Annotated in this window: 8 protein-coding genes, 13 tRNA genes and 4 rRNA genes; 2 read left to right on the plus strand and 23 right to left on the minus strand. The window is 47.4% G+C overall.

The annotated features are described in order from the left end of the window. Positions 1-91 precede the first annotated feature (91 nt). The 19 genes from AOU00_RS09250 to AOU00_RS09340 form a co-directional block, all read right to left on the minus strand. A tRNA-Gly gene (locus AOU00_RS09250) sits at positions 92-162 on the minus strand. A 9-nt stretch (positions 163-171) separates the two neighbouring features. Beyond that, positions 172-245 (minus strand) — tRNA-Pro (locus AOU00_RS09255). Positions 246-265: 20 nt separating this feature from the next. Continuing rightward, positions 266-342, minus strand: a tRNA-Arg gene (locus AOU00_RS09260). 5 nt (positions 343-347) lie between these two features. Beyond that, a tRNA-Gly gene (locus AOU00_RS09265) sits at positions 348-422 on the minus strand. A 10-nt stretch (positions 423-432) separates the two neighbouring features. Continuing rightward, positions 433-513, minus strand: a tRNA-Leu gene (locus AOU00_RS09270). Between the two features lie 11 nt (positions 514-524). Beyond that, a tRNA-Lys gene (locus tag AOU00_RS09275) sits at positions 525-600 on the minus strand. A gap of 4 nt (positions 601-604) precedes the next feature. Beyond that, positions 605-679 (minus strand) — tRNA-Gln (locus AOU00_RS09280). 55 nt (positions 680-734) lie between these two features. After that, positions 735-810 (minus strand) — tRNA-Val (locus AOU00_RS09285). A gap of 11 nt (positions 811-821) precedes the next feature. Beyond that, positions 822-893, minus strand: a tRNA-Glu gene (locus tag AOU00_RS09290). 11 nt (positions 894-904) lie between these two features. After that, positions 905-977, minus strand: a tRNA-Thr gene (locus tag AOU00_RS09295). Positions 978-980: 3 nt separating this feature from the next. Next, positions 981-1,056, minus strand: a tRNA-Asn gene (locus AOU00_RS09300). A gap of 19 nt (positions 1,057-1,075) precedes the next feature. Further along, positions 1,076-1,192 (minus strand): 5S ribosomal RNA (gene rrf, locus AOU00_RS09305). Positions 1,193-1,339: 147 nt separating this feature from the next. Continuing rightward, positions 1,340-4,266 (minus strand): 23S ribosomal RNA (locus tag AOU00_RS09310). Between the two features lie 189 nt (positions 4,267-4,455). After that, positions 4,456-4,531: transfer RNA gene (locus tag AOU00_RS09315), tRNA-Ala, on the minus strand. A gap of 21 nt (positions 4,532-4,552) precedes the next feature. Continuing rightward, positions 4,553-4,629 (minus strand) — tRNA-Ile (locus AOU00_RS09320). Between the two features lie 38 nt (positions 4,630-4,667). Continuing rightward, positions 4,668-4,784: ribosomal RNA gene (rrf, locus tag AOU00_RS09325) — 5S ribosomal RNA — on the minus strand. Positions 4,785-4,887: 103 nt separating this feature from the next. Further along, a 16S ribosomal RNA gene (locus tag AOU00_RS09330) occupies positions 4,888-6,443 on the minus strand. The 16S, 23S and 5S rRNA genes sit together here with 13 tRNA genes alongside, the layout of an rRNA operon. A 420-nt stretch (positions 6,444-6,863) precedes the next feature. Then, positions 6,864-7,094, minus strand: a complete 231-nt coding sequence (locus AOU00_RS09335) for a hypothetical protein (RefSeq protein ID WP_013312131.1) — start codon at positions 7,092-7,094, stop codon at positions 6,864-6,866. 192 nt (positions 7,095-7,286) lie between these two features. Continuing rightward, positions 7,287-7,901 carry a stage II sporulation protein M gene (locus tag AOU00_RS09340; RefSeq protein WP_069290479.1) on the minus strand — a complete coding sequence of 205 codons (615 nt, stop codon included), beginning with the start codon at positions 7,899-7,901 and terminating at the stop codon, positions 7,287-7,289. A gap of 98 nt (positions 7,902-7,999) precedes the next feature. Here AOU00_RS09340 and pdaB point away from each other — a divergent pair, with 98 nt between their 5' ends. Together pdaB and gerD are read left to right on the plus strand one after the other, a co-directional pair. Continuing rightward, a complete protein-coding gene (gene pdaB, locus AOU00_RS09345; RefSeq protein ID WP_061831406.1) occupies positions 8,000-8,779 on the plus strand; it encodes a polysaccharide deacetylase family sporulation protein PdaB in 780 nt (259 codons plus the stop codon). 106 nt (positions 8,780-8,885) lie between these two features. After that, entirely contained in the window at positions 8,886-9,638 is a 753-nt protein-coding gene (gene gerD, locus AOU00_RS09350; protein WP_061831405.1) for a spore germination lipoprotein GerD, read from the plus strand. Between the two features lie 35 nt (positions 9,639-9,673). Here gerD and AOU00_RS09355 read toward each other — a convergent pair whose 3' ends face one another. From AOU00_RS09355 to AOU00_RS09370, 4 genes are all read right to left on the minus strand, one after another. After that, positions 9,674-10,780 carry an Mrp/NBP35 family ATP-binding protein gene (locus AOU00_RS09355; protein ID WP_069290480.1) on the minus strand — a complete coding sequence of 369 codons (1,107 nt, stop codon included), beginning with the start codon at positions 10,778-10,780 and terminating at the stop codon, positions 9,674-9,676. A gap of 59 nt (positions 10,781-10,839) precedes the next feature. Then, positions 10,840-11,616: an N-acetylmuramoyl-L-alanine amidase CwlD gene (gene cwlD / locus AOU00_RS09360; protein ID WP_061831403.1), complete on the minus strand. Its 777-nt coding sequence runs from the start codon at positions 11,614-11,616 to the stop codon at positions 10,840-10,842. A 68-nt stretch (positions 11,617-11,684) separates the two neighbouring features. Continuing rightward, on the minus strand, positions 11,685-12,854 hold the full coding sequence (gene sat, locus AOU00_RS09365; RefSeq protein ID WP_061831402.1) for a sulfate adenylyltransferase: 1,170 nt from the start codon (positions 12,852-12,854) through the stop codon (positions 11,685-11,687). 53 nt (positions 12,855-12,907) lie between these two features. Further along, positions 12,908-13,600, minus strand: coding sequence for a phosphoadenylyl-sulfate reductase (locus AOU00_RS09370; RefSeq protein ID WP_069290481.1), 693 nt, complete (start codon positions 13,598-13,600; stop codon positions 12,908-12,910). Between the last annotated feature and the right edge of the window lie 271 nt (positions 13,601-13,871).

Raw genomic sequence — 13,871 nt, forward strand, 5'->3', positions numbered from 1 at the left:
AGGAGATATAGCTGCATTAACTTATATACATAGAAGTAAATGTAATGTGAACAAAATAAAAAGAAGCCTTTCGGCTTCTAGGTAATCGGTAAGCGGGTGATGGGAATCGAACCCACGCTATCAGCTTGGAAGGCTGAAGTTCTACCATTGAACTACACCCGCAAATTAGTATCGGGATGACACGATTTGAACATGCGACCCCCTGGTCCCAAACCAGGTGCTCTACCAAGCTGAGCTACATCCCGATATTATACTTTTTTAAATATGGCGCGCCCTGAGAGATTCGAACTCCCGGCCTTTTGATTCGTAGTCAAACGCTCTATCCAGCTGAGCTAAGGGCGCAAATATGGAGCGGACGACGGGAATCGAACCCGCGACCCTCGCCTTGGCAAGGCGATGCTCTACCGCTGAGCCACGTCCGCAAAAACAAGATGCGCGTGGAGGGACTTGAACCCCCACGTCAAAGACGCTAGATCCTAAGTCTAGTGCGTCTGCCAATTCCGCCACACGCGCATGTAATACAATGGTGAGCCATGAAGGACTCGAACCTTCGACACCCTGATTAAAAGTCAGGTGCTCTACCAACTGAGCTAATGGCTCTTAATGGCTGGGGATATAGGATTTGAACCTATGCATGACGGAGTCAAAGTCCGTTGCCTTACCGCTTGGCTAATCCCCAATATGCATATGATTCACAATTCCCCAAGATTTCATCCAGGTAAGAGGATGAAAAATGGTGGAGGCTGAGGGGCTCGAACCCCCGACCCTCTGCTTGTAAGGCAGATGCTCTCCCAGCTGAGCTAAGCCTCCATACTATCCTATGACCCGTAGGGGATTCGAACCCCTGTTACCTCCGTGAAAGGGAGGTGTCTTAACCCCTTGACCAACGGGCCATCTTATAACAAGCTCTCAACCGGGTTCGAACCGGTGACCTCATCCTTACCATGGATGCACTCTACCTGCTGAGCTATGAGAGCAAATGGCTCCCCGAACAGGACTCGAACCTGTGACAACTCGATTAACAGTCGAGTGCTCTACCAACTGAGCTATCAGGGAATATTAATCATAAAGCTCTGCTTGGCGACGTCCTACTCTCCCAGGACCCTGCGGTCCAAGTACCATCGGCGCTGGAGGGCTTAACGGTCGTGTTCGGGATGGGTACGTGTGGAACCCCTCCGCTATCGCCACCAAACATGAATTTACATCGTAAATTCTTTTTCAGGAATCAGCATCGCCAAATGCTGTGTGTTCGCTTGTTTCACATAAGCCACTTGGGCTTATACAATACAAAACTTACACCCTGAAAACTGGATCCGAAACTTATTTGCATTTTATTCTTTAGGATAAGCCCTCGACCGATTAGTATTGGTCAGCTCCATGCATTACTGCACTTCCACCCCCAACCTATCTACCTCGTCGTCTTCAAGGGGTCTTACTCATTGGGAAATCTCATCTTGAGGGGGGCTTCACGCTTAGATGCTTTCAGCGCTTATCCCTTCCGTACATAGCTACCCAGCGGTGCTCCTGGCGGAACAACTGGTACACCAGCGGTACGTCCATCCCGGTCCTCTCGTACTAAGGACAGCTCCTCTCAAATTTCCTACGCCCACGACAGATAGGGACCGAACTGTCTCACGACGTTCTGAACCCAGCTCGCGTACCGCTTTAATGGGCGAACAGCCCAACCCTTGGGACCTACTTCAGCCCCAGGATGCGATGAGCCGACATCGAGGTGCCAAACCTCCCCGTCGATGTGGACTCTTGGGGAGATAAGCCTGTTATCCCCAGGGTAGCTTTTATCCGTTGAGCGATGGCCCTTCCATGCGGTACCACCGGATCACTAAGCCCGACTTTCGTCCCTGCTCGACTTGTAGGTCTCGCAGTCAAGCTCCCTTCTGCCTTTGCACTCTTCGAATGATTTCCAACCATTCTGAGGGAACCTTGGGGCGCCTCCGTTACTCTTTAGGAGGCGACCGCCCCAGTCAAACTGCCCACCTGACACTGTCCTCGCACCGGGTCACGGTACCAAGTTAGAACCTAGATACGATCAGGGTGGTATCCCAAGGATGCCTCCCTTCAAGCTGGCGCTCAAGATTCAACGGCTCCCACCTATCCTGTACAGATCGTACCCAAATTCAATATCAAGCTGCAGTAAAGCTCCATGGGGTCTTTCCGTCTTGTCGCGGGTAACCTGCATCTTCACAGGTATTAAAATTTCACCGGATCTCTCGTTGAGACAGCGCCCAAGTCGTTACGCCATTCGTGCGGGTCAGAATTTACCTGACAAGGAATTTCGCTACCTTAGGACCGTTATAGTTACGGCCGCCGTTTACTGGGGCTTCGGTTCATAGCTTCGCCCCGAAGGGCTTACCACTCCCCTTAACCTTCCAGCACCGGGCAGGCGTCAGCCCGTATACTTCGCCTTGCGGCTTCGCACAGACCTGTGTTTTTGCTAAACAGTCGCTTGGGCCTTTTCACTGCGGCCCCCTCGGGCTATTCACCCTACCGAGGCACCCCTTCTCCCGAAGTTACGGGGTCATTTTGCCGAGTTCCTTAACGAGAGTTCTTCCGCGCGCCTTAGAATTCTCTTCTCGCCTACCTGTGTCGGTTTGCGGTACGGGCACCTTCTCCTGGCTAGAGGCTTTTCTTGGCAGTCTGAGATCATGACCTTCGCTACTATAATTTTCGCTCCCCATCACAGCCCAGCCTTACGATGTGCGGATTTGCCTACACACCAGCCTCACTGCTTAGACGGACATCCATCAGTCCGCGTCACTACCCTACTGCGTCACCCCATCGCTCATAACGGATTACGGTGGTACAGGAATTTCGACCTGTTGTCCTTCGACTACGCCTATCGGCCTCGCCTTAGGTCCCGACTTACCCTGAGCGGACGAACCTTCCTCAGGAACCCTTAGGCTTTCGGCGGATCTGATTCTCACAGATCTTTTCGTTACTCATACCGGCATTCTCACTTGAATGCAGTCCAGCGCTCCTTACGGTACACCTTCAACCCGCATTCAACGCTCCCCTACCCCTGATGCAAGCATCAAGCCATAGCTTCGGTGGTGTGTTTAGCCCCGTTACATTTTCGGCGCAGAGTCACTCGACCAGTGAGCTATTACGCACTCTTTCAATGGTGGCTGCTTCTAAGCCAACATCCTGGTTGTCTGTGCAACTCCACATCCTTTCCCACTTAACACACACTTGGGGACCTTAGCTGATGGTCTGGGCTGTTTCCCTTTCGACAATGGATCTTAGCACTCACTGTCTGACTCCCGGAACTAAATCGATGGCATTCGGAGTTTGACTGAGCTTGGTAACCCTTGCGGGCCCCGCACCCAATCAGTGCTCTACCTCCACGATTCTTCTTTCCGAGGCTAGCCCTAAAGCTATTTCGGGGAGAACCAGCTATCTCCGGGTTCGATTGGAATTTCTCCGCTACCCCCACCTCATCCCCGCATTTTTCAACATGCGTGGGTTCGGGCCTCCAGTGCGTGTTACCGCACCTTCACCCTGGACAGGGGTAGATCACCCGGTTTCGGGTCTACGTCCACGTACTCAAGATCGCCCTATTCAGACTCGCTTTCGCTGCGGCTTCAGCTCTTCACCTTAACCTTGCACGGGAACGTAACTCGCCGGTTCATTCTACAAAAGGCACGCCATCACCCATCAATAGGGCTCTGACTTCTTGTAAGCACACGGTTTCAGGATCTATTTCACTCCCCTTCCGGGGTGCTTTTCACCTTTCCCTCACGGTACTGCTTCACTATCGGTCGCCAGGGAGTATTTAGCCTTGGCAGATGGTCCTGCCGGATTCATACGGGGTTTCACGTGCCCCGCACTACTCGGGATCCGTCTCGGAGGGAACAAGTTTTGAACTACAGGGCTTTTACCTTCTCTGGCGGGCCTTTCCAGACCTCTTCATCTAACCGGTTCCTTTGTAACTCCATGTGAGACGTCCCACAACCCCAAGGAGCAAGCTCCTTGGTTTGGGCTAATCCGCGTTCGCTCGCCGCTACTGACGGAATCACTATTGTTTTCTCTTCCTCAGGGTACTTAGATGTTTCAGTTCCCCTGGTCTGCCTCTATTCTGCCTATGTATTCAGCAGAAAGTGACTGTCGATGAAGACAGCCGGGTTTCCCCATTCGGACATCCCGGATCAAAGCTTGCTTACAGCTCCCCGAGGCTTTATCGTTGTTCGCCACGTCCTTCGTCGGCTCCTGGCGCCTAGGCATCCTCCGTGTGCTCTTTGTAGCTTAACCTAGACTTTTCTTTCGAAGAAAGAAAATGTCGATGTTCGATAAAGAATGATTTTTGCCAAAGGCAAAAGATCTTTCCTTATCTGCTACCTTTATTTCACTTGTTTACACAAGATCAGCTTAAAGGAATATTCTAAAACGCAATTTCGTTTCGGTATCCAGTTTTCAAGGTGCAATGATAATAAATCTTTTTGGTGGAGCCAAGCGGGATCGAACCGCTGACCTCCTGCTTGCAAGGCAGGCGCTCTCCCAGCTGAGCTATGGCCCCAAAAGGAAATATAAAGTTATATGGTGGGCCCTAGTGGACTCGAACCACCGACCTCACCCTTATCAGGGGTGCGCTCTAACCAGCTGAGCTAAGGGCCCATAATAAACCACCAAAGAAGTTCTTCTTTAGTGGTTGCGCTTGGCGACGTCCTACTCTCCCAGGACCCTGCGGTCCAAGTACCATCGGCGCTGGAGGGCTTAACGGTCGTGTTCGGGATGGGTACGTGTGGAACCCCTCCGCTATCGCCACCAAACGTTCGAGAGTTTGAGCTCTCAAAACTGAGCAACGAGTGAGTAGTTTTTGAAGCTTACGCTTCATATTTGAATGTTTCCGTTGCAGGAAACGATTCTCCATAGAAAGGAGGTGATCCAGCCGCACCTTCCGATACGGCTACCTTGTTACGACTTCACCCCAATCATCTACCCCACCTTCGGCGGCTGGCTCCCTTGCGGGTTACCCCACCGACTTCGGGTGTTGTAAACTCTCGTGGTGTGACGGGCGGTGTGTACAAGACCCGGGAACGTATTCACCGCGGCATGCTGATCCGCGATTACTAGCAATTCCGACTTCATGTAGGCGAGTTGCAGCCTACAATCCGAACTGAGACCGGCTTTTCTAGGATTGGCTCCACCTCGCGATTTCGCTTCCCGTTGTACCGGCCATTGTAGTACGTGTGTAGCCCAGGTCATAAGGGGCATGATGATTTGACGTCATCCCCACCTTCCTCCGGTTTGTCACCGGCAGTCTGCTTAGAGTGCCCAGCTTGACCTGCTGGCAACTAAGCATAAGGGTTGCGCTCGTTGCGGGACTTAACCCAACATCTCACGACACGAGCTGACGACAACCATGCACCACCTGTCTCCTCTGTCCCGAAGGAAAGGTCTATCTCTAGACCGGTCAGAGGGATGTCAAGACCTGGTAAGGTTCTTCGCGTTGCTTCGAATTAAACCACATACTCCACTGCTTGTGCGGGTCCCCGTCAATTCCTTTGAGTTTCAGTCTTGCGACCGTACTCCCCAGGCGGAATGCTTAATGTGTTAACTTCGGCACCAAGGGTATCGAAACCCCTAACACCTAGCATTCATCGTTTACGGCGTGGACTACCAGGGTATCTAATCCTGTTTGCTCCCCACGCTTTCGCGCCTCAGCGTCAGTTACAGCCCAGAGAGTCGCCTTCGCCACTGGTGTTCCTCCACATCTCTACGCATTTCACCGCTACACGTGGAATTCCACTCTCCTCTTCTGCACTCAAGCTCCCCAGTTTCCAGTGCGACCCGAAGTTGAGCCTCGGGATTAAACACCAGACTTAAAGAGCCGCCTGCGCGCGCTTTACGCCCAATAATTCCGGACAACGCTTGCCCCCTACGTATTACCGCGGCTGCTGGCACGTAGTTAGCCGGGGCTTTCTTCTCAGGTACCGTCACTCTTGTAGCAGTTACTCTACAAGACGTTCTTCCCTGGCAACAGAGCTTTACGATCCGAAAACCTTCATCACTCACGCGGCGTTGCTCCGTCAGGCTTTCGCCCATTGCGGAAGATTCCCTACTGCTGCCTCCCGTAGGAGTCTGGGCCGTGTCTCAGTCCCAGTGTGGCCGATCACCCTCTCAGGTCGGCTACGCATCGTCGCCTTGGTAGGCCTTTACCCCACCAACTAGCTAATGCGCCGCAGGCCCATCCACAAGTGACAGATTGCTCCGTCTTTCCTCCTTCTCCCATGCAGGAAAAGGATATATCGGGTATTAGCTACCGTTTCCGGTAGTTATCCCTGTCTTGTGGGCAGGTTGCCTACGTGTTACTCACCCGTCCGCCGCTAGGTTATGTAGAAGCAAGCTTCTACATAACCCCGCTCGACTTGCATGTATTAGGCACGCCGCCAGCGTTCGTCCTGAGCCAGGATCAAACTCTCCATTAAAGACCAACCGAAGTTGGTTTATAGAAAGAGCGATAAGCTCATTTTGAAACTGACGAGATAAAATATCTCATTTTCGCTTCCATTTCATACAACCTAATGGCATGTACCAAAATTTCTGCGTTGGATTTCGTAAACAAAATCCGTACTCACTCGTTGTTCAGTTTTCAAAGATCAAACTTGCATAATGTCTTACTTTGTTTCGTCACCGCGTCTCAGTGGCGACCTTTATAATATATCATCTCTTTTTAGAATTTGCAAGAGTTTTTTTTAATTTCTTTTTTCGAGCAAATCCTTCAAAAAGGAACGAAAATTAATTTACCATGAATATTGAATAGAGTCAATACTTTTTTTGATATCAGAAAGTATAAGCTTTTTAAAATAGTTTACTTCCTGATATCTCTGATATGTTTTCTAACCTATCTATTGTTTGGTTTGTGGGACTCGCCCTCTGCGAGCATATTTTGATAGTTCCTTGGCGGGTGCAAAACGGGCATACATGCGGAAGACTGTTTTATATCGAAGTGCGATTGCGTAGCGAATATCTTGATCCAATCGAGTATCGCTCATATCAAGCAGCATTTCATCTAGCTCCTTACGAAGAACGTAGTCAAGTTCCTTGCATTCTTTTTCGTTAAACAGCATTCCCAACATATGACCAAACTCCCTTATCAGCAGATTATATAGTACTTATATTTGCTCAACTATTGTTCCAATCTTTACCTGTTTTTAAACTCAACTGCTAAGGTTTCAAACTTCCCCCGATTAATCTTCAGCTTCTCTTTAAGCTCTCCCCTTTGTTATGTTCAATTTTCAGGAAATATATAAATAATTGGCCATAATATTTTATTGTGACAATAAACGATAAGTTATGCCACTCTCAATAGCAGCTGCTATAAGCAGTAAGATGACAGACCATAGGGACACCCTCAACGTTTGTTTCATAAATACATTCCACGATGGGCCAGTTCCTTTGCGCTTTAGCCCTATGCTTGTACCTATAGTAGACATTATGTTAATTCCAAACTTCAATCCGAAGGCACAGGCGATAATCAAAACAGGCAATTCAATCACACCGTGAGGCAGCAACCCTTTTACAACAACTTCATACATACTTCTTCCCATATCTGTCTGCAAGTGTACTACAAACCCTAAAACCATACCGTTCACAATCAAAAATATAAACGGTACGATTCCAAATACAGCCCCCATAAATATGACCAGCACACATTTAATTGCATTATTGAAAAAGATAAATACAAAAAAACTCCATTGTGGATGCTCAGAATTCTGCAAGTGCTGCGCTACTTCTCCCAGTCCCTCCATTTGTTGCGCCAGCATGGATTGAATAGTGCCTGTACTTAACCACCCCACTATAATACTTGTGCAGAAAAGAAGTGCAGAGATTAAAATCAACCGTCTTGTCATGTGTAAGTCGTGAAAAAATGCGTTTAGTCCCATTTGATAATTCCTCCTATTAGCCCAATGGAATAATTGACAACCCCTGGCATAGCTTTAAGTAAACAAGCACTTCTAGGATGAAAGGGGCGTTATTAACCATGAATTCTTTTTTTTATGTATTAAACGGTAAAAAAATCAAACGATTCTTAATCGTAATGGCTGCAGCCATCTTTACTGTCGGAGTCATTTATGTAGAAACCGATAATGTTACAGTTTTTTCCGAGGAAGCACCAACCGCTATTTATAGTGTGCCCACGGACAAAAAGTTGATCGCTCTCACCTTTGATATTAGTTGGGGCGATAAGCGCACTGCCCCCATCTTAAAAGTCCTTGAGGATAAGAAAGTGACCAAGTCCACCTTTTTTCTTTCTGCCCCTTGGAGTAAAACACATCCGGAACTTGTGAATCAGATTAAAGAAAGCGGATTTGAGATCGGCAGTCATGGCCATAAACACGAAAATTACAGTAGCTTAAGCGATGAAGATATTCGTAAGCAGATTTCAATTGCTCATACCACATTAACCGAACTGACGGGACAGTCCCCGAAGTTGATCCGTATGCCTAATGGCGACTTTGATAAAAGAGTCCTTCAGGTTGCCGGCACTTTAGGCTACAAAACCATTCAGTGGGATACAGATTCCCTGGACTGGAAAAACCCTGGTACTCAGGTCATAATCGACCGTGTTGTAAATAAAGCGCATCCTGGCGATATCGTCCTTCTGCATGCCAGTGATTCCTGTAAACAAACGCATGAAGCCCTGCCGGTCATTATCGACAAGTTGCGAGCACAAGGCTATGAATTCGTGACTGTATCTGAACTGCTTCAACAGGGTACAGTAAAAGGCAAAGAGGTACGCGATCAGGCACTGGGTCTTTAAGGAGTTATTTTACATCGTTCTCAGCTAAAAACCAAAAGCAAATCGACATATTTCTCCCCATTCATCCGCATACTATCCACATTCATGATGAAGGAGGAATACGGCCATGAATTGGACTCGTTTGCGATTTGTTAGCACGGTATGCGTACTGGGCGTTGCACTGAGTGGATGCGGCTCGGATCAGGGTTCTGCGCCCCCCCAGAACAGTTATAAAGAGATGAAAACGATGGTTGTCGATATCCTGAAAAGCGATGACGGAAAAAAAGCGGTAGAGGAGGCTTTAACCGGGGAAAACAGTTCATCCAAAGAAGGACAATCCGGTCAAAGCAGTGAAGAGGGTGGGTCTGGTGGTGGGTCTGGTGGTAGCATGGGAATGAAAATGCTTATGCCCATGCAATCGGCTGAACAGATGAAGATCGCAGTCAAAGATACTTTGGTATCACCTGAATATAAAAAAGAAATCGAAAAAATTATGACTGATCCACGTTTTGCCGGAGAATTTGCCAAAGCCATCAACAGCCAAAGCAAACAGCTTCATATGCAACTTATAAAAGACCCTTCTTATCAAAAATCAATTGAAGCAATGCTCAAGTCACCAGAATTAACCAAAATGTATATGGACTTAACTAAAACCCCTGAATATCGCAAACAATCTATGACAGTCATGCATGATGCCATGCAAAATCCGATTTTCCGACTTGAGGTTATGAATTTACTCAAAACCGTCGTACAAGAGGAGCTTCAACCCAAGGTTGAGAAAAAAACCGGTGAGCAAAGCGGTGCAGGCGGCGATAAGCAAGGTGGTGGTGGTGGAGGTAGCGAAGGTGGGGGCGAAGGAGAACAAGGAGGAAGCCAATAATAAAAAGGCTGGTTTAATAAACCAGCCTTTTTTCTTTATTCAGATTCCGTGTGCAAAATCGTAATCTGAGCAGCAATATCATTGTAAATGGTCCCCGTAGCAGACTCAGATTTATATACAGATGGAGAAAAGTCGGCCTCTGACGGATGGTTATCTGGAATACCCAGCGGAATTTGAGCAAGAAGTTTTGTATGAAGAGTGTCTGCCAGCATAGCCCCCCCTCCTCGCCCAAAAACATAATCCTTTTCTCCAGTGGAGGACACATAATAAGACATGTTCTCCACAACGCCGATGACCTTATGATCCGTTTGAAGCGCCATTGCGCCTGCACGTGCAGCTACAAAAGCCGCCGTTGCATGTGGAGTAGTGACAATGATTTCTTCACTCTGCGGAATCATTTGATGTACGTCAAGCGCTACATCGCCAGTGCCTGGTGGTAAATCGAGAATCATATAGTCCAGTTTTCCCCATTCGACATCACTAAAAAACTGTCTGAGCATTCTCCCCAGCATGGGACCTCTCCAGATCACCGGGTTGTTTTCTCTAACAAAGAAGCCCATAGACATGATTTTGATACCAAATCGCTCCACTGGCTGAATGATACCATCTTCGACAGTAGGCACATCCTCTACTCCAATCATATCCGGCACACTGAATCCATAGATATCCGCATCAATCAAACCCACACGCTTCCCCTGTCTAGCTAAAGCAGCCGCCAAATTTACAGCTACTGTCGATTTTCCGACACCACCTTTTCCGCTTGCAATGGCAATAAATCGTACGCCAGATGCTGGGCTAAGCAGCTCATGTTCTTCCATGCCAACAGCATGTCCTTTGGTCAAAACCGGGTCAGCCGCTTCCTCGGCCTCCTCTCCATTTTGAAGGGCAGACTTTTCATGCTCAGATGCCTCACGAATACGAATATGAACGTGACTTAATCCCGCCTCTTCTAATGTCTGCCGTATTTCTCGTTCCAACTCTTTCAGCGTCTCTTCCTGGCTATTCAGGGTAATGGCAGTCAAGGATACCCGATCCTCTTTAACCACCACATCCCGAATAAAATGGAGATCGACTAGACGGCGTCCTGTATGAGGCTCCCGCACTTGTTGAAGTAGCTCTATAACTTGCTCTCTTGATTGCATGAATTATCAGCACCTCTGCTTTAATGAATTACGGAGTGGTAAACACTTACAGTATACCACTATCTGGCTTCAGGTGCTGGTGAGATCCCCTTTTCCCCGGCACTGTAACGCAAAATCCCCTTATATATGGACGCCGCCACCTGCCTTTGATAGTTCACGTCACTAAGTCGTCTAGCTTCCTCAGGATGGGACAAAAATCCTACTTCTACAAGAGCTGATGGCATTTTGAGAGCTTTCAATAAATAAACTGTGTTCACGGTCTTAGCCACTCTGTCCGTATTTTCCAAGTTGCGTTTGATCTCTTCCTGAATTAAAGACGCCAAATTCCCGTTATCTGCATGGTTAGGTACGTAAAAGGTTTGGGCTCCACTCCAACGGCTCGACGGAATACTGTTCATATGGATACTTAGAAAGAGGTCTGCTTTCTGCTCCTCAATTATACGCACACGCTGCTTCAAATCCTCCGTTTTTCTTCTGGAATAACCTTTCGTTTCTTGCTGCGCCAGGTCGCGATCATCCTCACGTGTCATGACAACAACAGCACCTGCTTGCTGTAAATAATCCCGCAAATAAAAAGCGATTGCCAGATTAATATCCTTTTCAATAATCCCTTCTTTGCTAACCGCCCCTCCATCAGGCCCTCCGTGTCCAGCATCTAGGGCAATTACTTTACCAGTAAGGGGTAAACTCCAATGGGTCCAAGCTCTCGAAGCAGGTATCTCATACAATGCCAGTGTAATAAATAGAACGGCGAGACAACAGCCCAACAGCATTTTTTGCAACGTCCGATAGCGAATCCACAGTGTAACCTCGTTTTTACGATTATTTTTTTGCATAACAAAACGCCTCCGTCCTATACAGATACTAATAATCTATATGGGACGAGGCGTGTAGATAGTACAACTCAGGCATGAACAAATTCTTTCATACCTTCAATCAGCACTTGAGCGACTTCTGGTCGTGTAAATTCAGGTGGCGGGCAAACCCCAGAGCGCAACAATTCCCGTACCTTGGTGCCCGAGAGCGTTAAATGATGCTCCTTGGGATGTGGGCATGTTTTACTTGAGGCCATATTTCCACATCGGGTGCAATAAAAACTGTGTTCAAAGAACAATGGAGTAATCCCCAGCTCTTCAGGTGTAAAGTGCCTGAAAATTTCCTGTGCTTCGTAGGTACCATAATAGTCTCCTACACCAGCATGATCCCTTCCAACAATAAAATGGGTGCAGCCATAGTTTTTTCGCACAATAGCATGGAAAATGGCCTCTCTAGGACCCGCGTATCGCATGGCAGCAGGAAATACCCCCAGAAAAGTCCGATCAGCCGGATAATAATTGTCCAACAGCACCAGATAGCTCTTCATACGCACATCTGCCGGAACGTCATCTGACTTGGTTTCACCAACGAGTGGGTTTAGAAACAAAGCATCCACAATCTCCATCGCGCTTTTTTGGATGTACTCATGTGCCCGGTGTACCGGATTTCGTGTTTGAAATCCTACTACTGTTTTCCAGCCTTTTTCTGCAAAATAGTCGCGTGTCTGTGATGGTGTATAGTAAAACTCACTAAATTGTGTGGGCTCAGGCCGATTCAGCACTTGCACACATCCACCAACATACGTAGCAGGTCGATCTAACAGTTTTTTTACGCCAGGATGAGCCGGGTCATCCGTCTTGAATACTCGTCTGGCTTCCTCAGCCTGATCTACCTGATAAATACTTTCAATATCAAGTACAGCATAAATAGTACCATCTGTTTCACCCACCAAAGCCACCTGCTGACCTAATTTCAATTCACTGGCTACACTTTCTGCAACTGCAAGAGTAATGGGAATACTCCAGACTGTACCATCGGCAAGACGCATATCTGTTACCACTGACCGATAATCAGATTCATTCATAAACCCCGTCAAAGGAGAGAATGCCCCCACTCCAATCAAATCCAGATCAGAAATGGTCCATGAGTTTACACGGATTGGAAACAATTCCTCTGCGGCCTGCAAAAGTGCTTTTTGCTTCGGTCCTGTAATGATTTTATCAACAAGTGTTCCGCCATGCGGAAGAATTGCAGTCATAATGCACTTCCCTTCTCTTCATAAATATGACTCATAGCTACCTGAATACCATTTTATTGATGGAGCCCGCACTCCGTTTTCTCATTACCTGACCAGCGACCTGCACGAGGATCTTCACCTGGTAGGACCTCACGGGTACATTGCTCACAACCAATACTGGGATAATTGCGGTCATGCAATGGATTATACAGCACTTCATGAGTACGGATATAGTTCCATACATCCTCGGATGTCCAGCTTGCCAAGGGGTTAAATTTAACGAGTCCAAACTTTTCGTCATACTCTACCTTTTTTGAATTCACACGGGTAGGGGCCTGATCCCGGCGAATACCGGTAATCCATGCATCGTATTGTGACAAAATACGTGTCAGCGGCTCAACTTTGCGTATACCACAACATGTGTTTGGATCTGTTTTCCACAGTTCCTCTCCATGCTCAGCCGCTTGCTCTTCAGGAGTAATTAAGGGAGAGACCCTAACAAAATCCAAGTTATATCTGGCTTTCATCTGATCTCGCGTATCATAAGTTTCTTGAAAATGAAAGTCGGTGTCCAAGTAAAAAATGTCGGTGGAAGGGCTAATTTTTTGAAGCATATCTACTAGTACTACATCTTCTGCTCCGAAGCTACAAGCAAAGGTAAGATTGGGAAATGTAAGAACAGCATACTGGATAATTTCCTCTGGCGTAGCCTCTTCCAGTTCAATTGCCTTGACTCTAATCAACGCTTCTTTCTCCAATAAATTCATTATCAATGCGCCTCCATATGAAGATTCATAAATAAGTGTCACTCCAATACCGACTAAACTAATAAGATTAAATACAGTATAAAACTTTCACAATCATTGTCAATCCACCGCAAAATGCCCTGATGCAAGCATTTATCCACCTAAATTTGCAGGAATGTTGCTCTGTCAGCATTCTTTAATGCTTTCTTGCGTATCCAATCAAGTTCATTGACTTTATATAAAATATTCTTATACCAAACATTTGAAAAATGGCCCATAGGCCCAGTGCGCG

This window comes from Paenibacillus polymyxa (assembly GCF_001719045.1).
GTDB classification, from domain to species: domain Bacteria; phylum Bacillota; class Bacilli; order Paenibacillales; family Paenibacillaceae; genus Paenibacillus; species Paenibacillus polymyxa_B.